Consider the following 19925-nt stretch of genomic DNA (forward strand, 5'->3'; position numbering starts at 1 on the left):
CCGGGGAGCAGACTCTGCTTCGCGTGCGAATCTTGCGGGGATGAATGGCTTCTTGCGCCTGCTATTACCCGATTCGGTCGAAAGTCCCCTGCATAAACCGATACTCGCCGATTGACGCCTTTTATACTAAAAACAAGCAATGGATGGATAACCAGGGAGGAGCATGGATATTGAAGAAGTGCTATGTGATTGACGATGTGCTGAACCGCAAGCAAGCCGACTTGCTGTTGGCCAAGCTCATCTACAGCGTTGAAGGAATTGCCGGATGCCGGCTGGATGACCACTCGCAAACTATACAGGTTGACTTGCTGCCAGGCTGCGATCAAGAGGAATTGGATGAGACCGTACATCAATTGATCGAGGAGGTACGAAGCCAGCGGGTAATCGCCTCGAGGATGTATGTGCAGCGGGATGGACATGCTTGGACAGGCCAGGCGGACATAGAAGAGGCGTTCGCCGACAATGGATCGGTGCGCCGCGGCTTGGCGGTTGCCTTGTTCGAGCGCATAGACCGAAAACTGCTTGCTCTGGCGGAGCGTTACGGCAGCGAGCAGCGAAAGTATCCGTCCATGATCCCGCTCGACATATTGGACAAGTGCCGGTACATTCCCGCCTTCCCGCAAAACATTCATCTGGTCTCGGAAATCCCTCACCGCCTGAATGCATTAAAGCAGGCCAGACAGCCGGAGCGATTGCCCGAGTTGGCCAGACTCAGTCCGTATGCATTAGCCCCCGCCGTTTGCTTTCACTGTTACGCAGAGCTCGCCGGCTCCCGGCTGCAAGCGCCGCTGGCACTGACAGCCCGAGGGCGCTGCTATCGCCATGAAGCCCCATGGCGTCTGGGCAAGCATCGGCTGAATGAATTCAGCATGCGTGAAATCGTGCTGTTCGGCCATGACGATTATGTCGAGACACAGCGCAAGCATCTTATAGATGAGACTTGGGCGCTGTTCGCATCGCTCGGATTGCCTGGCAAAATCGAAACTGCCAGCGATCTGTTCTACTTTTCCGATGAATCGGATAGAGGACAGCATCAGCTGGCAGCTAATTTGAAATATGAATTGATCGTAACGCCGGAAGCGGCTCCCCCGTTCTCGATTGCTTCGTTCAATTATATGGGCGACAGCTTGTGCAAGCCGTTCTGCGTCACCGACCGCGGGGGGAATCCGCTGCAATCCGGCTGCGCCGCTTTCGGACTCGACCGCTGGGTGTATGCCTTGCTGCTCGCTTACGGTCCGGACGATGCCCGATGGCCGGCACAGGTTCATGCCGTTCTAAACGCGACCTAATCCAGCTGAAGCTGGCCGATAATCGCTTGCGGCCTCAACGGACGATGCGCGCAAGCGTGCAGCGCGTCCTTCCAGCAGCGCGAGATGCCCGGCTGGAACAACGTCCTTCTCATATGCTGCAAAGAACGCATGTTGTGCCATTCGCCGTACTGGTTATCCAGCGATTGCTGGAGCTCGGACGCGGCAACTTCCCCCAGCAGATAATAGTAGTAGGTGGCAGGCAAGGTGCTGAGATGCGGCTTGCTTGCCCAATAAGGCTTATCCCATTCCTCCGGCCTCGCAATCTCCTGGTACTCCTCGACGAGCTCCCACCACAAGCGATTAAGCTCCCCATCCGGATTTTCATACAGCTTCCGCTCAAATTGTACAAGCGTCATGGTCCAAAATAGCTTCACCAGCAGGGAAGCCTGCAGATCGCGCTGCCCGTCCCTCTCCTGCACATAGGATGCCTCGTTGTTAAGCGATTGCCGCCAGCCAGGAACATACAGCAGTCTTTCCATCAGCAGCGCGGCAGCCTCGCTCAGAAACGGATGAGCCGGCTGTCGCAGCAGAAAAGGAAGAGAAGGATCGTAAGCCAGCTCCGCGAAAGCGTGGCCGAATTCATGCAGGACGATGCGCGCTCCCCTGTCATCATGACTCACCTGACAGGATATACGGACATCGCTTCCTCGATCGATTGGCAGACAGAAGTTGGCCGAGCTCTTGCCTGCACCGTCGCCCAAATCCATTCGCTTCACCAGGTCGCCAAGCCAAATCCCCCGGTCTTCCAACCACCTCGCCACGCCAGCAGAAAACTTGTGCAGATCTATCGCTTCAGCCGGCGTCTCGGGCTCGTACGATTGGAAGAAGGGATCCGGGTAATGCCAGGAGCGAATCGCGGAAGGAGCAATGCCGAATCTGCGGCAAATGCCCTGATCGATTTCTTCCTTCACCTTGCGGTAAGACGTCTGCAGCTCTTCCTTCAGTAGGCGCACAATAAGGTCCAATTCAGTCCCATCCATCTCTTGTGCAGCCAGCTTCATCGCATAATAATCGGGAAACCCTCTCGCGCGGGCCAATCGATTGCGCATCCTCACCTGTTCAATCAGCGGAGCGGCTATCTCTTCGCCCAATCGCATATACGCATGCCAGAGCTGCTTCCGCTTTCCGCCGTTATCCAGCATGCGAAACAGAATGCGTGTCTCCTTCTCGGTCAAGGAACGGCCTTCGATTGTCGTGCGGTACATACTGATGCGGACGTTCAATTCGTTCCATAGCCGGACCCACTGTGCGCGCAGCTGCTCGTCCTCATGATGCTCCAGCATTTCGTTGCGCAATACCGTCCACTGCCTTCTTGCCAGTGGCGATGATGTCTGCGTGCATCCGGCTTTTACTGCTTGGCGCCATTCCGGGGAAGCAAGCAGCTGCCGGTATGTCTGTTCGTGCTGCTCATACGCTTGCGCCCATTGTCCATCCCCGCTCGTCAGCAGCATCCACAAAGCATGCATCTTGTCCGCATAAGGCTTGGCCAGCTGCGTGTTAATCGTATTAAGGAATGCTTCCTCGCCTGAAGTCACTTGACGCACCTCTAAATGGTGACGGTGGTTCCGTCGAATTTGGTGAAGGTAAATCCGCTGAACGCTTCATGGAATTGGCTGCTGTAATCCTGCAGCAGACGTATAGCTGCCGCTTCGCCCAACTTCAAGCCTTCCTCTTCGTCACTTCGCCAGTGTACGCCTGCCGTATCCCGGCCATAGGCAACATTCGCCGCAAGCTTGTTCAATTCTCCGCCGATTGTCAAGGCAGGACCGGTATAAGGCTCAAGCGACAAGCCGTCCTTGCTGGGCTGAACGGGGCGAGGCAGCTCATACGATTCATGGAAGAATGCCTTGAGCACAGTCGTACAAGCGCCGGCAATGCTCGAATGGCCTCCCGGATAAGACGGATGCGCCGGACAGCCTTCCGGGTACGCCATGGGAAGCAGGTATGTGCCGAACTTCTTGGACACTTCTGTCGCAGCGCGGGACTGCAAGAGGTCGTTGTGGAATGGATATGCCTTCCTGCCTGTCTTGTGCAGGTGCAGATATCCGGCATAAGCTTCCGGCCTTACTCGGCGATGAACCTGAAACTTTTGGTACCAGGCAGCAGCGAGCCCTGACTTGGAGGCAGCGGCAACAAGTTCCAGAATATGCGGGCCGCCAAATGTTGCAAAACCGGCTTGTGTGGAAGAATGCACGTATGGGTTGGAGCGGTCTATCGCTTCTTGCGGCAATCTTAACAAAATGAGGGCGGCAGTCAGGAAGATTTGATAGGAAAAATCAGTGTGCACCAAGCTTGCCAAGTCTCGGCCCGTCCGCAGATACCTTGGAGTCGCGTCCAATTTCTGCGGAGATTGCGGCTGACTTCCGTTCTGAATGGCCAACCATTCATCATATTGGGTCAGATGGTCGGAACCCGAGGCTGCAACCCTATATTTCTGCTGGACGGTCAACGCCCCGCCATACGGGAAATCCCCATATATAAACTGGGAGAGGAACGGCCCTGTCGTTTCGCCGGCTAATCCTCCGCGAAACAGCTCTTTCGGCGTTACGCTTCCTTGCGGCGACCTCGGTCCCCGATAATCAGTCAAGGCCGAGAGCTCCTTCGCAGCAGCCGCTACCAGCGCATTCGTCTCGTACTCGGCAAATGGGATATCTCGGGTCAGCGCTCGCCAATAAAGCTCCACCAATTCGCCGGCCATCTGCGCGCTGTCAAAGGCAGGCGGAGCAGGAAGCGCAAAGTGGTGACAATCTGCTCCGACCAGATCATAGCCCAATCCGGCTTGCGGATTCACGAGCTTCGCTTTGCCGCCTAGCGGAATTGCTTCGTAATCCTCCGGTCTTCCGGTTGAAATGGCATGCTTGAAGGTTTGGTAGGCACTGGCATCGACCACTCCAAGCTCGTTATGCGGCAAGACTTTGGAGAAACTCCCGATTTTCTCCGGATATTTCTGCTCATCCCCATTGTAGCCCTGCTTCGGATACGGCTGCTTGCGCTGAAAAGCGGCCGCCTCTACACGAGCTTGATAGGCCCGTTCCCGGCGCGTGTCGGCAGATGATAAGGTAAAAGAATACGCGGCGCTTTCGGCTTCCCTTGCTCCCGCTTTGTTCGTTTCCATCGATAGATCAATCCTTCCCGTATATAATGTAACGCTGCTCTACGGGAATCATTGTACGATTGAAGACGCATGGCATGCTCAGCTTTTAACGGACGTTCGTCCGGCCTGCCCCTTTCAAGCACAAAAAAAGATGCCGCACCCCGAGTCAGGGTTTGCTGGCATCTTCCATGAGCGTATCATAGTCTATTACATGTTCATCAATCCGGCTAACGACCGCTTCGACCTAGCCGAATGTTGGCCGCCGTTAGCTGTTCGCGATTTTTCCTGGCTAGCCGCTCTATGCTTTATTTCGGCACTTCCAGCTTGTAGCCTACTCCCCATACTGTCGTGATCATGGCAGCCGCTTCCGGCGAAACCTTGTTCAGCTTCTCGCGCAGCCGTTTGACGTGTGTGTCCACAGTACGCAGATCGCCAAAAAATTCATAATTCCATACATCTTTCAGCAGATCTTCACGGGAGAACACTTTGTCCGGCGAGCCTGCCAAATAATGCAGCAGCTCATATTCCTTCGGGGTCAGACTAATTTCCTGTCCGCCCGCCGTAACCCGGTGTGCATCATGCTCAATGACCAAATGCGGGAATACGATATTGTTGCTCGTCCCCGGATCTGTCGCCAAATAAGCAGTGGAGGAGGAGCGGCGCAGGATTGCCTTGACCCGGTAAATCACTTCCCGCGGGCTGAATGGCTTCACGACGTAGTCATCAGCCCCTACCTCGAAGCCTTGCACACGGTTGGATTCTTCCCCTTTGGCTGTCAGCATAATGATCGGCGTCGCCTTCTCTTGGCGCACGCGTTCGCACACCTCTACACCGTCGATGCCTGGCAGCATGACATCCAGCAAAATCAGGTCGTAATTGTGGTCCAGCGCTTTCCGCAGCGCAGTCTCGCCATCCTCGGCCTCCTCAATCATGTATCCTTCCTTCTCCAAATACATTCTGAGCAAACGGCGAATGCGCTCCTCATCATCGACGACCAAAATCGTAGTAACCGGATCGCTCATTGCGCGAACACTCCTTTCTCCGCCCACACGGGCTTCACGTAATTATCTAGACGCCTGCGTAGGCGTGCAAACCGGCGATAAGCAGGTTAACGCCGATCAAGGTGAACATTACAATAATGAAGCCTACGACAGCCAGCCAGGAAGATGGCTTGCCTATCCATCCCTTGGACAGACGAATATGCAGATAATAGCTGTAGAACAGCCAGGTGATCAACGCCCACACTTCCTTCGGATCCCATCCCCAGAAGCGCGACCAGGCGATTTGCGCCCAAATCATCGCGAAAATCAATGCGCCCAGCGTGAAGATCGGAAAGCCTATGGCGATGGAGCGGTAGCTGATTTCGTCCAGCAGCTCCGGATCCAAATCCTTCGTAGCCGGCTGTACAGCAGCTCCGATCTTCCTCCGGAGAATGAGTCGAACCAGCCAATAGAGCGCCGTCCCCGACAACAGCGACCAGATGATGGTGTTCAGCTTGCTTGCCGAGTTGATGCCCTTCAGCCAGCCAGGTGCTTCGACCCATGGCTCGGATGTTCCCAGGAAAGTGTCCATCGATACTTTCTCATACTGGTGCGGTCCGACAATTGGCGGCATGGAGTACGTTACATTTTTCGTTATGACCTCGCCCCTCTCCTCCGTCGGGTAGTTGAACTCCGCTTGGTAGCCCAACCCTTTGAAGAGGAAATGCATGAGAACAAAGCCGATAAATACAAGGATCACCCAGAAGACAAGTTCCAATCCCCGTTGTTCACGCCGTTCGGTTTTGCCTGTCCCCGCATAGTTCACTGTACGGACCAGATGAATAAATCCGGCAGCAAAGCCAATCGCGAAGAACGCTTCCCCGAGCGCTGCCGTTGTCACATGGATAATGAGCAGATTGCTTTGCAGCTGAGGAATCAGCGGAGAGGTTTGCCACGGATATACGGAAGCGTATATCAGGATGACAACCGTAACCGGCAGAGCGAACATGCCTAGTACCGGCGTGCGATAGATGGCAAACAAGATCAAAAATGCAATCGTAATCAGCCCTGCCAGCAGCACCAAATATTCAAACATGTTGCTGTTCGGGATATGACCTGCGCTGATCCAGCGGAGGATAAAGTATACTGCATGCAAGCCAAATGCCGCCAATGTGATAATGATCGACCTGCGTCCCCATTTCCGTTCATGCGTATTGGCATCGTGCTTGCTATAGCGCTTGCCCATCACCGTTACACCGTATGTGATGGAGCCAATCATATAGAGAAAGAGGGCTAGTCCCAATGCAAACATACTGATATTTACTAAATTCAAGAGCCGTTCACCTCATTCGCCAATGTCTTGGCATCCACTTCAACGCCAGCCTTGTTCAGAGCTGCGGTCAGCTCTTGACGGATGCCAAACCAGTTCTTATTCGTATGGGCGCCGATCGTCAGCACGCCGTTATCGATGCGCATCCAGATCCGGCGATGATGCCAGTAGAAACCGAGAATCAGGCCAATCATGGAAATGGTTGCTCCCGTCCAAATGAAAGGCATCGTGCGCTCCTGCTTCACATTGAAGTAAGTCGTGTACTCTGAGATGACCAAGTCTTCCATGGAAGCAACGCCGATTGCAAAGGGGCTGCCTGCCGCTTCGTTCAATTGCTCCTGCTGGTACTGCACCTGGTCTACCGGGCGCACCATGTATACATGGACATGGCCGTCTTCCGCCAGCCCGGGCCCCTCAATCAAGAAGACAAAGGCCGGCGCATTCGGATCCTTGGACAAGGTCACCAGTCTGCCATCCTTGAACGAGACATCCGGGTAATAGCCGATCACCCGCAAAGTGTAATCGCCGACGGTGTACACATCCTGCGGATTCTGGATATCCAGGTCAAGCGTGCCGATCGTCTCGCCAGTATCCTTCATGCGGAGCTGGGACCGGACGTGCAGCAGCTGCGGCGTCTCCTCGAAATGCACCTCAAATACCGACAGGCCTTGGTATGTCAAGGGGCCGTTGACGTAGATCGTCTGTTCCTTCAATTTTTCCAGCGTGGGCTCTACGCTCGGATTGTCGCAATTATCCACGCATTCATAGAGAACTGCATCTGTTTCGAAAGACTTCTCAATCGTCAGATTTCGCCTCTGAAAATCGGGTGTCAGCTCATCGTAATCATAATACTCCACTCGAAAATCTTTATTTTCCAAATAATATTTCGTTCCGGGAATTTGCGCGATCTTTCCTTCCCTTACCGGCACATAATCAACTTCCCAGGCCGTCATACTGCGAAGCAGGACAGCGAGCAAAAATATAATCAAGCCTATATGGTTGATATAGGGCCCCCATCTGCTGAAGCGGTACTTTTCGGCAAGCAATGCCGATCCTTCGCGGTGCACGCGATAATGCCGCTTGCGAAGAAGCTGTTCGAACTTCTCGGTCCATTCTTCCTCCGTCTCGCCCTGAGCAAGCTCCAGTCTGGTCTGATGACTCACCTTCTGCCTTTGGATAAAGGATAAATGCTTGCGGATCTTCTGCTTCTTCAATGCCCGGTAGAGCGGCAGCACACGATCCAGACTGCATACGACCAGAGAAGCCCCGATCAGCACGAGCAGTCCTTGAAACCAGAACGATCCATACGTATCATGCAAACCCAGCATATAATAGATCTTACCTGGCGTTCCATATTGCGTCTCGTAATATTGCGCCAAATCAATGTTGCCTACAAAGACGTTCTGCTGCGGGTAAATGGTTCCGAGCGAGGCTCCGATCAGTGTGATCAGGATAAGCCATACCGCAACCTTTACGGAGGACAAAAAGCTCCAGATTTGATCGATCCAGTTCTTCTGCTGTTTCTGCGAACGGCGGGCAACGCCGTCATAGCGCATCTCCAGCAGTTCCGTGCCGTTCTCATCCTGCTGCGGCTTGCCGCATGACTCGCACAGCACGGTTCCGACCGGATTCTGGTGTCCGCACTCGCACTTTGTGTTTTCTATCATGATGGGCCTCCCGGCTGTCCTTTCACGCCGATTTTATTCAATGCCGACAACAGGATGGGTTCGGTCATCTCGCCTATGACGATCTCCTGAATGATCCCTTCCCGATCAATGAAGAACGTAGTTGGAAAATACAGAACGCCATACCGCTTCCTCACCACATCTTTGTCAAGCAAAATGTGAAAGGATACGCCTGTTTCCCGCACGAAGCTCCGCACCGAAACCTGCGTTTCATTCAGATTGACGCCGATCACTTTCAGGCCTTCGTCCACATGTTCTTGATGGAAATGCTCAAGCAATGGCATCTCCCGAACACAAGGCTCGCAGAAGGTGCCCCAGAAGTTCAGGACGATCGGCTGTCCCTTGTAGGAAGACAGGGAATAAGCCTGTCCGTCCAGACCGTCCAGCGTAAAGTCGACCATGGCGTCGCCCTTCTCCGGCGGTTTCTCCTCTTGACTGAATAAGCTGCCGCCAATCGCCAGAAAGCCAGCGATTACGATCCCGCCCAAGATCAGCACTTGTAACCATTTTTGTTTGCGAATCATTCTTCATCACCTAACAGTAATTATAGCGAAAAAAGCGGCAGAAGCCGCCTCCCGATTTGTGAAAGTTATGTGTCTGTGTCTAGCTTTTGGCCGCCGGGTCTGCCGGCCATATCGAGCAGTTCCTTCACCTCTTGCTTCGTCAAGTGGCGATACTTGTTGCGCGGGACTCCCTCCAGTGTCAGGAAGCCGAAGCGCACCCTCCTCAGCTTCACTACCGGGAAATGGATCGCTTCAAACATGCGGCGGACTTGACGGTTGCGGCCTTCATGAATCGTAATTTCGATCAGCGAATGCTTGCCGTCCGGATCGATGTCCACGTAATCGACCTGAGCCGGAGCCGTCATCCCATCCTCCAGCTCGATCCCCTGCGCCAGCTTGTCCAGCAGGCTGCCGTGAGGCACGCCTTTCACCATGGCATGGTAGGTCTTGGGGATTTCATGCCGCGGGTGAGTCAATCTCTGCGAGAAATCGCCGTCATTGGTCAGCAGCAGCAGACCCTCGGTATCATAATCGAGCCGCCCTACCGGATATACACGCTGCTTGATGCCGCGCAGGTAGTCTGTGACTACCTTGCGGCCTTTCGGATCCGTTACGCTGGCGATTACGCCTTTCGGCTTGTGCAGGAGCAAGTAGACCTTCTCCTCCAGACGTATCGGACGCCCATTCACACTTATTTCATCCGTTGCCGGATCTACCTTGGCTCCCAGCGTATCGATCACTTCGCCGTTCACCTCTACCCGGCCGGCGCGAATCAAATCCTCGCACTTGCGGCGCGATGCCACACCGGCTTGCGCCAATACTTTTTGCAGACGTTCCATGCGTTTGTCTCACCTCTTCCCCTAATGATACCGATTCGCTGGGGAAATCACAAGCTTGCTCCATGGAAAGTATGGTCCCGGGCAATCTGTATTGTGACCGTGGAACATCAGGGTGGACAATCCGTACTTTCCAAACAGGCGAATAAGCAGCTTTTGCACAACAAAGCACTGCTCTTCCAATTGCCCTTCCGACATGCCGCCCAGACGCCGGGAGAAATCGCCTTCCAAGCAAATATGCACATAATCTGTGTCCTGCGGCTCTTCCGCTGCAATCACTGTTCCATCTTTTCGAATAAAAAAATCATAGCCCTTCCCGTTTATGGAAGGGCATGCTGCATGATGCATGACCACACCGATTGGCTGCAAGCACTTCACCTCGCAAATCAAGTGGAGATTGATTTACTATATGAAGCTGAATCAGCAGGTGTGCGCCGCCGGCTATTCTGCGCAAAGCGCATTAACCGAACACGATCAGGCAAATAAATACCGCTGCCAAAAAGCCGACAACATCCGAGATCAATCCGACCTTCAACGCATAACGGGAATTGCGGATGCCAACGGCTCCGAAGTAGACCGTCAACACATACAAAGTCGTATCGGTGCTGCCCTGCACCGTTGAGGCGATGCGCCCTATCATGGAGTCGGGTCCGTGCGTTTGAATCAGATCGGTAGTAAAGGCCAATGAGCCCGCCCCGGTGATAGGACGCAAAATGCCTAGCGGCAGCACCTCGCCTGGAATCCCTACTGCCTCCACCAGCGGACGAATAAGATTGACCAGCAGTTCCATCGCTCCCGACGCCCGAAACACGCTGATCGCCACCATCATGCCGACTAAATGGGGAATAATGCTGATGGCCGTATTGAAGCCATCCTTGGCGCCGTCCACGAAAGATTCGTAAACCGGAACTTTTTTGAAATACGCATATAAGGGAATAAACACGATGATTGCCGGGATTGCCCAGACCGATATGGTGTTAATTGCCTCATACATGATTATCCCTCCCTTTTGGGCCGGGAAAAGGTCCTGTGTCGGAACCATCTGTCCACCAGAATGGCAGCCGTTGTGGAGATGGCAGTGGCCATAAGGGTAGTGCCTACAATTTCAGCCGGATTGGCCGATTCAAAGTTCATGCGAATGGCGATGATCGTGGTCGGAATAATGGTGATGCTGGCGGTATTGATAGCCAGCAGCGTGCACATGGCCGGTGTGGCCGTCGTCGGATCGGGATTCAGCTTTTGCAGCTCCTTCATGGCCTTGATGCCCATCGGCGTGGCGGCATTGCCAAGTCCCAGTATATTGGCGCTCATGTTCGACAGAATGTAGCCAAGAGCGGGGTGATCCTTGGGCACATCCGGGAACAAAAATCGTACAGCCGGCCTCAACAGCACCGCCAGTTTGTTCAGCAAGCCCCCGTCCTCGGCTATGCGCATCATCCCCAGCCAGAATACCAAGATGCTGATTAATCCGAAGCAAACGGTCACCCCGGTCTTGGCCCCTTCAAAAGCTGCTTCGGTTACGGCCTCCACTCTGCCGGTGAAGACCGCCACCACAAATCCGAATACGATGAAGAACAACCAGATCAAGTTGACCAAAGCGCCCCTCCTCCTTCCCGAATAAAACCTGTATGTCTCTACACTTGCAAGGGCCATCCACCGTTTAACGCGTCTCCCCCGTGAACAGCGCACGCACTAATGCAGTCAAAGTCTGTTGGTATGAGCCGGCTCCGCTGCTCATTCCCGCACTGGCCGCAACCTGTTTCTCCTCCTGCCAGACGGGGTCGTCCGCAGCGAGCAGCGGCACTCTGCCTATGACTTCCCCGCGCAGCTTGATGACGAGTTCGCCGCGCTTGCCCAGGCGATAGTCCAGACTCTTCTCATCCAGGGTCTCTACGGAAGAGGAAAGCTCCGACCGTTCCTCCTCAACGAGCGGATAGGAGAAGTCTGCTGCTGCACGCAGTCCCGTTCCTTGAATGGCGCTGCCTCTTTTGATCAGAGTACGGTGGGGAAAATACTGAAAGCCCCAGTCCAGTACATGGCGATGATCCAGCCAGTCGTTTCCGTCATTCAAGGTAACAACGGCGAGCTGGCGGCCGCCTTGTGTCGCAGAAGAGATGAGACAGCGTCCAGCCGCCTTCGTGTATCCCGTCTTCACCCCGTCGGCGCCATCGTAGAAGCGCAACATCTTGTTCTTGTTGTGCCAGACATAATCCCAATCTTCATGCGGGTTGGGCGCTTTCTTCACCTTCGTGCTGACGATCTGCCGGAATGACTTGTTGCGCAGCGCGTAAGCAGTCAGCTTCGCCATATCGTTCGCGCTGGCGTAGTGGTCCTTGGCATCCAGGCCATGCGGATTGACAAAATGGCTGTTCGTCATACCGATTTCTTCCGCCTTCTGATTCATGAGAAAAGCAAACCCTTCAATGGAGCCGCCTACATGTTCCGCAATGGCAGTCGCCGCATCGTTGCCGGAACGCAGCATGAGGCCGTAAAGCAAATTCTCCAGGCTCATCTTCTCGCCCAGCTTCAAGTAGATGGAGGAGCCCTCCTTGCCAACAGCGTTCCTCCCAACTGTCACCTCGTCCTCCAGGTTGCCATGTTCAATCGCAACGATAGCTGTCATCACCTTCGTCAAGCTGGCGATCAACATCGGCTTGTCACCATTGTGCGAATACAGAATCCGACCGGATTCCACATCGATTAAGGCCGCAGCTTGCGCATGTGTGCCAATCCTGGGATGATCCGCATGCACAGCCGGCGCAGCCCCCGCCACGTGCGTCAAGAGCATCAAAACGGCCATACCGGTCATCCCTATTTGCTTGACTAATGCTTTCATTGATCGTACACCCTTCCGCTTGTTCACATTTCCCGGCTCCTTCGCTTCTGAATTTTGATCCAACACTTCCGTTCGGTTTTGTACATGTATATGCCGGTCCATCCCGGATATGAGAAGATGTCCGAAGGAACTTGGCCCGCCGGCGCAAGCCATGTCCGCCATCATCCGATTGCCCGATGGCTCGCGGCACAACAAAAAAATCCTGCCTCAAGACAGGATTCATTATGCAGACGAATGGGAGGAACGTTTCATAATTTCGTGTTCAGCTTGCGGTATTGCGTAGGGACCATGCCTTTGCGTTCGGCGAATATCCGATGGAAGGTTTTATAGGAGCCGTATCCGACTTCATAGGCCACCTCAGCCACACTCATTTCCGTGGAAGACAGCAGGCTGCACGCATGCCGGATGCGTATATCATGCACCAACGGCACGAACGATTGGCCGGTCGTTTTTTTCAGCGTTTCGCTCAGATGGGAAGGGCTGATGCCGAAGCGCTCGGCCACCCCCGTTAAGGTCAAGGGCTCCTGCGCATGCTGGTGAATATAATGAATGATCGGCCAGATATTGCTTCGTCCCGGTTGGAACGCTTCTTTCTGCATCACGCTTGCCGCCGCAGCATGTCGAGCCCGGTCAAACCGGATGAGCAGCTCGCCCAGCTTCGCCTTGACCAGCTCTTTCCGCCAGCTTCCATCGCCCTGGTATTCTTGATAGATATCCTGAATAATGTCGAGCATGCGAACATGCTCATCGTCTTCAAAATAATGGTATCCCGGCAAATGATCGCGATTGTGCAGCAATTCATATAAACCGCCTGCCAGCGCATTGCCATGCTCCACGAGCAAATCCATGCTGAACATGCAATTATATAAGGTCAGCGTCTTCCCGGGCTCCGTATAAATTTCGTGAATCTGATAAGGAAGCACGAATGTAAAGACTCCCGGCTCCATCGGATGGCTGATGCCGTTGATCGTTTCGCTTCCATGGCCATCGACCACATAGGAAAATTCCAGAAAATCATGGCGATGGGCAGGATATCCTTGTATGAGCCTGTTCAAACTAATATGCAGCGGAAGCTCGGCGTACATATTCGGGTATTCCTTGATGTATTTCGGCAAATAAGTCAAAGCTGATGCCTCCGTCCGAAATAATGGGACAAACTTCCTCAATCTTGAGATGATTTTTCTTTAGTCCTATAATACCATGAGACATATATCTGTTGTATGGAGGAGATTTTACGATGAGCCAAAAAATCCGTATCGGCATTATTGGCGCGGGAAATATCGCCAATGTGCATATTCAGCAATTTCGGCAGCTGCAAGAGGAATGCGAGATTACTGCTATTACTGATGCATTCTTGCCGCTTGCCGAATCCAGAAAAGAGCAGTATGGCATTCCGTGGGTCGCTCCTACGCCGGAAGCGCTGATTGCCAGCGACCAAGTGGATGCGGTGATTGTCGCCGTGCCGAATCAATACCATGCCCCCCTAACCATTCAGGCTCTGGAGGCAGGCAAGCATGTATTGCTGGAGAAGCCAATGGCGATCAATGCGGAAGCGGCACGCGACATTATGCGAGCCAAGCAGCGCACAGACCGCACCTTGATGCTTGCACATCAAATGCGCTGGGAAGCGGTGCCGATGCAGATCAAGCAGCAGATGGACCGCGGCGAGCTGGGCAGCATATACTCGGCCAAGACCGGTTGGTTCCGCCGCAAGGGCATTCCAGGCTGGGGCACTTGGTTCACGCGCATGGATCAATCCGGCGGCGGGCCGCTTATCGATATCGGCGTCCATATGCTTGACCTCGCGCTGTATTTAATGGGCAATCCGAAGCCGGTATCTGTCTTTGGCGCGACTTATGCGGAATTCGGACCGAAGAAGCGGGGCATCGGCGACTGGGGCAAGCCGGATTGGAACGGGATTTATGACGTAGAGGATTTCGCTACGGCCTTGATCAAAATGGACAACGGCAGCACCTTGTCCCTGGAAGTCAGCTGGGCGGTCCATATGGACACTGACAACACGCCGTTCATCCATCTGATGGGCACCGAGGGCGGCGCCAGCTATCGCGGTCCCCATGGCAAGCTGCTGACCGAGAAGTTCGATCGCCCGCTGGAGACCGAGCTGGTCACTCCGGAAAATGACGAAGGCGCGCGCATCCGCTTGAGCCGCCACTTCCTGGAGTGCATTCGCGAAGGCAAGGAGCCGATCACCTCTGGCATGACCGGGTTCACGAACAGCCTCGTGCTGAACGCCATTTACGAGTCGTCCCAAACCGGCCGCGAGGTGCAGCTGAACTGGGATTTTTAAGCTCTGAAGTTGCCGGGTACATTGGTTCAGTTCGGGCACTCACAACCGTTGAGCCGTAACATGGGCGCTTCAGCTTCGACAGCTGCTCACTATAAAGGAACATACTTCCGTTATGCAACACTTACACGGCGAAAGTCGTATAATAAATGGAAATTTTGGTCTTATTGGCGGCAATCACCTATTCACGCATAGGGAATGACGCGAATAGGACCATCTTGTTCCGCTACATATCAACGTGAATCATTGATGGCATTAAATAAGAACAGAATCTTCCGCTATTTAGTATGGGAGGAATCGATTGAAGCGCCAGGTCATTTCCTATGGCTTGGCATAAATCGAGCGACCTTCCCGGCTCAAATCGCAAATCAGCTTACTACCAATATGGATTCGAAATCAGGGACGGGATGAAACGACATTCATTCAGAAAGGAATGGTTGCGATGTTGCGAGGATTGACACGCGCCGGCTTCGGAAATTTGGAAAGCGAAGAGCAATGGATCAGGCTTGCGGCCCAATCCGGCTTTCAGGCGGTAGATGTAGACGCGGCCGGCTTGATCGCGCGGAATGGATTGGAGCAGGCCAAGGCCTTGCTTGAAGAAAACAACATAGTGATCGGCGCAATAGGCCTGCCTGTAGAGTGGAGAGCAGATGAAGCGGCATTTCGCGCCGGATTGCCTGCGCTTATCGAAGCGGCTGAAGCGGCTTCAGCATTAGGCTGTGCAAGCTGCTGCACGTATATTTTGCCATCCACAGATTCGGGATCAGCCCATTTCATGGCGTTGGCAACGAGACGAATTCGTGTCTGCGCGGACATCCTGGATGCCTACGGCATTCGGCTCGGCCTGGAATTCGTCGGCCCGCATCATCTTCGGACCCGCTGGGCAAACCCGTTCATCTGGACGATGGAAGAAACACTCGACTGGATCGGGGCCATTCATGCCCCTAATCTAGGACTGTTGTTTGATGCATACCACTGGTACACGACAGGCGGGACGATTAACGATATCCTGCAGCTCAAACCGGAGCAAATCGTCCATGCCCACATGAATGATGCGCCCGACATACCAGTAGAAGACGTGTTGGACAACGACAGACTGTATACAGGAGAAGGCGTCATTGACCTGGCCGGTTTCTTGCGCGCCCTGTCCGATATCGGCTACAAAGGGGTAGTCGCCCAAGAGGTGCTTACTCCCGAACCGCCTTCCGCTTCCATGGAAGAGCTGATGGCCCGCTCCAAGTCCGGCTTCGATAAAGTCTTTGCCCAAGCCGGATTATAGTTCCGCGGTATCCATATTGTTCATGAGGATACGTCTGCAGGATTCGCTGCAGGCGTTTTTTCATGTCTCGAATCCCAGTCTGCAAAGAAGCTCTCCTTGCCAGATGGCCACAATATTTATGGTTTTACCCATCGAAATGTCTATCCCTTGGCAAGTAGAAAAACTGCATAAGAGAGTGCACTAAGCAGACCTAGCGACAGCAAGAAAATAGTCCAAAATTTCCTGAACGTTAAACCAGTTGTTTTGTCCCTCCATCTCAATCCGTTCCTTTGCCCATCAGATGACCTCACGTTCCGCTCCTCCTTCTTTCATATAGTGTACCTCTATTTCCCATGCCAAGCTATTTCTCGGGAAATCGCACAGTCTGATCCCTTTCGACACCTTCTTGCATCTGCCGTTGTCCTGCAGCCTGCCCTGCTTGCAGATGTACAAGGATTTCAGCATATTTTGTCAACGTTTGCGAACGTTCTAGCCCTGTTCATACGATAAAGGAAGACTGCTTATGTCCGACAAATTTACGAGCGATCCTCTTGTCAAATTGGTTAGTTTTTGTTATTGTTTTGTTATATATACTATCTAACTATAACCTAATTCACGTGAGGATTTGGACTGCCTGGCTAGCATAAGCCTACTCCATGGAGCATGACTTCTCATCACTTTCCCGGCGGATATTGTCATTCAGTACGCACAACTTATTTTCATTCACTATTATGTAAGGGCTTACATGGAACTGATTTTGGCATCTCATCCCTAATTTTCACACAGAAAGGAGGCCCGTTGCACGTACTCATAAGGGACGAGATGTTCAAAATATATCTTTGTTATAAGTGAGGTGCTCATTAATGATAAGACAGATGAGAAACTGCTTTCTGCTTTTGCTTTGCTTGGCAGTGGTGCTCGGCGGTGGATTTGTAACGGCTTCGCCAAGCGCGCAGGCTGCCGATTATCCGGCTTGGAATGCGAACACGATTTACACCGGCGGAGAAATTGTTTCGCACAAGGGCCAATTGTGGCAGGCACAGTGGTGGACGCAAAATCAAGAGCCCGGTGCGGATCAATGGGGACCCTGGCGTGTAGTTCAGAACGACCCCGTTGATCCAGGCAACAACGGCAACGATCCGGGCAACGGCACAGCTTCCTACCCGGCATGGAACCCTAATTCGATCTACAATACTGGAGACATTGTTTCACATAACGGTCAGCTTTGGTTAGCTAGATGGTGGACGCAAAATCAGGAGCCTGGCACAACCGGACAATGGGGAGTATGGGAACTCTATCAGGAAAATCCAACAGATCCGACTGATCCGACTGATCCAGTTGAACCCGGCGAACCGTCTAATGGCTTCTATATCAGCGGAACGACCCTGTACGATGCCAACGGCAACCCGTTCGTCATGCGCGGCATCAACCATGCCCATACATGGTATAAAAATGATCTGAATACCGCTATCCCGGCAATTGCAGCGACTGGCGCCAACACCGTGCGTGTGGTCCTGTCGAACGGCCGCCAGTGGACGAGAGACAGTGCGAGTGAAGTGAGCAACATTATTTCTCTGCTTGAACAGCATGAAATGATCGCCGTGCTGGAAGTGCATGACGCTACAGGCAGCAACAACATATCCGACCTTCAAGCAGCCGTTGATTATTGGATCGATATCAAGAGCGCCCTGATCGGCAAAGAAGACACGGTTATTATTAATATTGCCAATGAGTGGTATGGGAACTGGAGCGGATCAGAATGGGCAAAAGGCTATAAGCAAGCGATTCCGCGTCTGCGCGACGCTGGTCTGCAGCATACGCTGATCGTCGACGCTGCGGGTTGGGGGCAATACCCTGCCTCGATCCACAACTATGGACAAGAGGTATTTCATGCCGATCCACTCGGCAATACGATGTTCTCCATCCATATGTACGAGTACGCTGGTTCCGATCCGGTTACGATTCGCAACAATATCGACGGTGTGCTGAACCAGGGACTGGCCGTCATTATAGGAGAATTCGGCTTCCAGCATACTAGCGGGGATGTGGATGAAGCTTATATCCTCAGCTACACCCAGCAGCGCAGCGTCGGCTGGCTTGCCTGGTCGTGGTACGGCAACAGCGGAGGAGTCGAATATTTGGATTTGGCTCACAATCCGGCAGGCACGAGCCTGTCTGCTTGGGGCGAGACCATCGTGAATGGTCCGAATGGACTGAGGGAAACTTCTCAGAAGAGCAGCATTTTCCAATAATCGAGTGCCGCTCTGCTATGTTCTAAAAAAAAAACATGCAAGAGAAGGCCTGCCATTCTCATATTGAGAATGCAGGCCTTTTTGCCGGCTTACACCGTGTAGTTGTTTTGCTGCATACCGCCTTGTTGCTGCTGATTCATCTGCTGATTGCCTTGCAGCTGTTGACCTTGATTTTGGCCGCGGTTCTTCATCATCATCTGAATTTTGTCAACCATGTTCGGCGTTGCATCGATGATGCGCTCGAGCAGGTGGGTGTTGTTGTCCAACGGCACAACCTTGACCCCATCCGTGCTTACTACAAGGAACGCAATCGGCGTAATGGATACACCGCCGCCGCTGCCGCCGCCGAATGGAAGCGCTACTTGCGCATTCATGGCGTCGTTGCCATGCGTATGGTCCTTCTCTTTGTCGATAACAAAATCGCTTCCGCCCGCCGCAAACCCGAAGCCAACCTTCGAAATGGGCAGTATGACACTGCTGCCGTCCGGCGTTTCCACTGGATCGCCGACAATGGTGTTGACATCAACCATTTCCTTGATATTTTCCATAGCCGTCTGCATAAGGCCTTGTATCGGATGTTCACTCACGCTTAACCCCTCCTTCGGATTGAATGCTCATCAAATGCCGCTCGCGCTTATTTTGCGCTTGCCCGACCGAATTTATGCCCCGCCCGCCTAGAACTCCGGCCATGCATTAGACTCGTGAAGCGAGTACTTGCCTCACGGTCTTCTTGTTCAGCCCGAGCTTGCGCATGCGCCGAAGCAGCCTGATGGTGGCAACAACAAGCCACCATACCTTCGTTTGGACTGTGGCTGTTAAATCGATTGTAAACTGCTGTTGATGATAAGCTGGCAGCACATCGAGCTGCGGACGAGTATCGAGTCGGACGAACTGAAACAGCATCCCGAGCATCGACGTTTTCAAACCCCAAATCAAACCTGTCGTAATGGCCGTATCCGCAGCATCGTCCAGACCTACCGAGGTCTTCCATCTCAGCTCCGTACAACGAAAATGTGTCAGCGTCTGCCTTACCCACCCCGTCAAAGATATTGTCTGGTCCAAGAGTTTTTTGGCTCTTTCGAAGAAATGCAGCACCGTGTTCGCATCTATCCGCTGTTGACTGTCCGTTGCTTGCTGCGAGGCGCCCACATCTTGTTCTTCCTTCACCTTCACTTCGGCACCTTGCATCAACCCTTTGAATTTGATCGTTGGCACATCATATGTATATCGGATCAAACCGAACAAGAACCATGCCATGACCAGCGTTCGATCATTATTGCCATGTCTCTCCACATGCAGCGAGATGTTCACCTTACTGTTGAAAATGAGGATTTTCACAAGAAGGATCGCAACGATATAGGCTGCCCACACCATGTCATCTGCCCCATTTCGTAATATTGCTGATTTGACGCTGTCCGCTTTCCCATCCACGCACAAAAAAACCCGAGCATCCAGCCGCAGCGTTCGCAGCAAGATCATCGGGATTAGGTTGCCCCTTGGGGCTCTCACTCATGCAAAGAAGACAATTGACGGCAT

The 19925-nt window shown here is 53.2% G+C and carries 18 protein-coding genes; 4 read left to right on the forward strand and 14 right to left on the reverse strand.

Going from position 1 to position 19925, the window contains the following annotated elements:
* Window positions 1-170: 170 nt before the first annotated feature.
* Window positions 171-1289 carry a class-II aminoacyl-tRNA synthetase family protein gene (locus tag XYCOK13_RS10830; RefSeq protein ID WP_213412170.1) on the forward strand — a complete coding sequence of 373 codons (1119 nt, stop codon included), beginning with the start codon at window positions 171-173 and terminating at the stop codon, window positions 1287-1289.
* Here XYCOK13_RS10830 and XYCOK13_RS10835 read toward each other — a convergent pair.
* From XYCOK13_RS10835 to XYCOK13_RS10890, 12 genes are all read right to left on the reverse strand, one after another.
* Window positions 1286-2845 (reverse strand): M3 family metallopeptidase, encoded by a 1560-nt coding sequence (locus tag XYCOK13_RS10835; protein ID WP_213412171.1) that lies wholly within the window; start codon window positions 2843-2845, stop codon window positions 1286-1288. The genes XYCOK13_RS10830 and XYCOK13_RS10835 overlap by 4 nt on opposite strands.
* Before the next feature lie 11 nt (window positions 2846-2856).
* Window positions 2857-4425: a vanadium-dependent haloperoxidase gene (locus tag XYCOK13_RS10840; protein ID WP_213412172.1), complete on the reverse strand. Its 1569-nt coding sequence runs from the start codon at window positions 4423-4425 to the stop codon at window positions 2857-2859.
* A gap of 284 nt (window positions 4426-4709) precedes the next feature.
* Window positions 4710-5426 (reverse strand): response regulator transcription factor, encoded by a 717-nt coding sequence (locus XYCOK13_RS10845; RefSeq protein WP_213412173.1) that lies wholly within the window; start codon window positions 5424-5426, stop codon window positions 4710-4712.
* A gap of 46 nt (window positions 5427-5472) precedes the next feature.
* Entirely contained in the window at window positions 5473-6717 is a 1245-nt protein-coding gene (ccsB, locus tag XYCOK13_RS10850) for a c-type cytochrome biogenesis protein CcsB (protein ID WP_244865113.1), read from the reverse strand.
* Complete coding sequence (gene resB / locus XYCOK13_RS10855) at window positions 6714-8381, reverse strand: cytochrome c biogenesis protein ResB (RefSeq protein WP_213412174.1); 1668 nt, start codon at window positions 8379-8381, stop codon at window positions 6714-6716. The genes ccsB and resB overlap by 4 nt, the downstream gene beginning before the upstream one ends.
* Window positions 8378-8923, reverse strand: coding sequence for a redoxin domain-containing protein (locus XYCOK13_RS10860; RefSeq protein WP_213412175.1), 546 nt, complete (start codon window positions 8921-8923; stop codon window positions 8378-8380). The genes resB and XYCOK13_RS10860 overlap by 4 nt, the downstream gene beginning before the upstream one ends.
* Window positions 8924-8988: 65 nt before the next feature.
* Window positions 8989-9741 carry a pseudouridine synthase gene (locus XYCOK13_RS10865; RefSeq protein ID WP_213412176.1) on the reverse strand — a complete coding sequence of 251 codons (753 nt, stop codon included), beginning with the start codon at window positions 9739-9741 and terminating at the stop codon, window positions 8989-8991.
* Window positions 9742-9762: 21 nt separating this feature from the next.
* Window positions 9763-10107: a peptidoglycan recognition protein family protein gene (locus XYCOK13_RS10870; protein WP_213412177.1), complete on the reverse strand. Its 345-nt coding sequence runs from the start codon at window positions 10105-10107 to the stop codon at window positions 9763-9765.
* Window positions 10108-10198: 91 nt separating this feature from the next.
* Window positions 10199-10732: a spore maturation protein gene (locus XYCOK13_RS10875; RefSeq protein WP_213412178.1), complete on the reverse strand. Its 534-nt coding sequence runs from the start codon at window positions 10730-10732 to the stop codon at window positions 10199-10201.
* 2 nt (window positions 10733-10734) lie between these two features.
* Complete coding sequence (locus XYCOK13_RS10880) at window positions 10735-11334, reverse strand: nucleoside recognition domain-containing protein (RefSeq protein ID WP_213412179.1); 600 nt, start codon at window positions 11332-11334, stop codon at window positions 10735-10737.
* A gap of 64 nt (window positions 11335-11398) precedes the next feature.
* Window positions 11399-12574: a D-alanyl-D-alanine carboxypeptidase family protein gene (locus tag XYCOK13_RS10885; protein ID WP_244865114.1), complete on the reverse strand. Its 1176-nt coding sequence runs from the start codon at window positions 12572-12574 to the stop codon at window positions 11399-11401.
* 248 nt (window positions 12575-12822) lie between these two features.
* Window positions 12823-13698 (reverse strand): helix-turn-helix transcriptional regulator, encoded by an 876-nt coding sequence (locus XYCOK13_RS10890; protein WP_213412180.1) that lies wholly within the window; start codon window positions 13696-13698, stop codon window positions 12823-12825.
* 113 nt (window positions 13699-13811) lie between these two features.
* Between XYCOK13_RS10890 and XYCOK13_RS10895 the strand changes: the two genes are divergently transcribed.
* The 3 genes from XYCOK13_RS10895 (at window position 13812) to XYCOK13_RS10905 (ending at window position 18389) form a co-directional block, all read left to right on the forward strand.
* Window positions 13812-14882, forward strand: a complete 1071-nt coding sequence (locus tag XYCOK13_RS10895) for a Gfo/Idh/MocA family protein (protein WP_213412181.1) — start codon at window positions 13812-13814, stop codon at window positions 14880-14882.
* 439 nt (window positions 14883-15321) lie between these two features.
* Window positions 15322-16158: a sugar phosphate isomerase/epimerase family protein gene (locus XYCOK13_RS10900; RefSeq protein WP_213412182.1), complete on the forward strand. Its 837-nt coding sequence runs from the start codon at window positions 15322-15324 to the stop codon at window positions 16156-16158.
* A gap of 842 nt (window positions 16159-17000) precedes the next feature.
* Window positions 17001-18389, forward strand: a complete 1389-nt coding sequence (locus XYCOK13_RS10905; RefSeq protein WP_308443020.1) for a cellulase family glycosylhydrolase — start codon at window positions 17001-17003, stop codon at window positions 18387-18389.
* Between the two features lie 89 nt (window positions 18390-18478).
* On the opposite strand, the gene ytfJ is transcribed toward XYCOK13_RS10905, so the two are convergent.
* Both ytfJ and XYCOK13_RS10915 read right to left on the reverse strand, forming a co-directional pair.
* Window positions 18479-18976, reverse strand: a complete 498-nt coding sequence (ytfJ, locus tag XYCOK13_RS10910) for a GerW family sporulation protein (protein ID WP_213412183.1) — start codon at window positions 18974-18976, stop codon at window positions 18479-18481.
* A 106-nt stretch (window positions 18977-19082) separates the two neighbouring features.
* Window positions 19083-19868, reverse strand: a complete 786-nt coding sequence (locus XYCOK13_RS10915; protein ID WP_213412184.1) for a DUF2953 domain-containing protein — start codon at window positions 19866-19868, stop codon at window positions 19083-19085.
* Between the last annotated feature and the right edge of the window lie 57 nt (window positions 19869-19925).

Source organism: Xylanibacillus composti (genome assembly GCF_018403685.1).
In the GTDB taxonomy this organism is placed as follows: Bacteria; Bacillota; Bacilli; order Paenibacillales; family K13; genus Xylanibacillus; species Xylanibacillus composti.

Bases quoted from the DNA above. Each gene is read 5' to 3' on its own strand.
- XYCOK13_RS10875 (WP_213412178.1), bottom strand. From the start codon at position 10,732: ATGTATGAGGCAATTAACACCATATCGGTCTGGGCAATCCCGGCAATC.
- XYCOK13_RS10860 (WP_213412175.1), bottom strand. From the start codon at position 8,923: ATGATTCGCAAACAAAAATGGTTACAAGTGCTGATCTTGGGCGGGATC.
- XYCOK13_RS10905 (WP_308443020.1), top strand. From the start codon at position 17,001: ATGATAAGACAGATGAGAAACTGCTTTCTGCTTTTGCTTTGCTTGGCA.
- XYCOK13_RS10915 (WP_213412184.1), bottom strand. From the start codon at position 19,868: ATGATCTTGCTGCGAACGCTGCGGCTGGATGCTCGGGTTTTTTTGTGC.
- XYCOK13_RS10840 (WP_213412172.1), bottom strand. From the start codon at position 4,425: ATGGAAACGAACAAAGCGGGAGCAAGGGAAGCCGAAAGCGCCGCGTAT.
- XYCOK13_RS10900 (WP_213412182.1), top strand. From the start codon at position 15,322: ATGTTGCGAGGATTGACACGCGCCGGCTTCGGAAATTTGGAAAGCGAA.
- XYCOK13_RS10865 (WP_213412176.1), bottom strand. From the start codon at position 9,741: ATGGAACGTCTGCAAAAAGTATTGGCGCAAGCCGGTGTGGCATCGCGC.
- XYCOK13_RS10845 (WP_213412173.1), bottom strand. From the start codon at position 5,426: ATGAGCGATCCGGTTACTACGATTTTGGTCGTCGATGATGAGGAGCGC.
- resB (WP_213412174.1), bottom strand. From the start codon at position 8,381: ATGATAGAAAACACAAAGTGCGAGTGCGGACACCAGAATCCGGTCGGA.
- XYCOK13_RS10885 (WP_244865114.1), bottom strand. From the start codon at position 12,574: ATGAAAGCATTAGTCAAGCAAATAGGGATGACCGGTATGGCCGTTTTG.
- XYCOK13_RS10895 (WP_213412181.1), top strand. From the start codon at position 13,812: ATGAGCCAAAAAATCCGTATCGGCATTATTGGCGCGGGAAATATCGCC.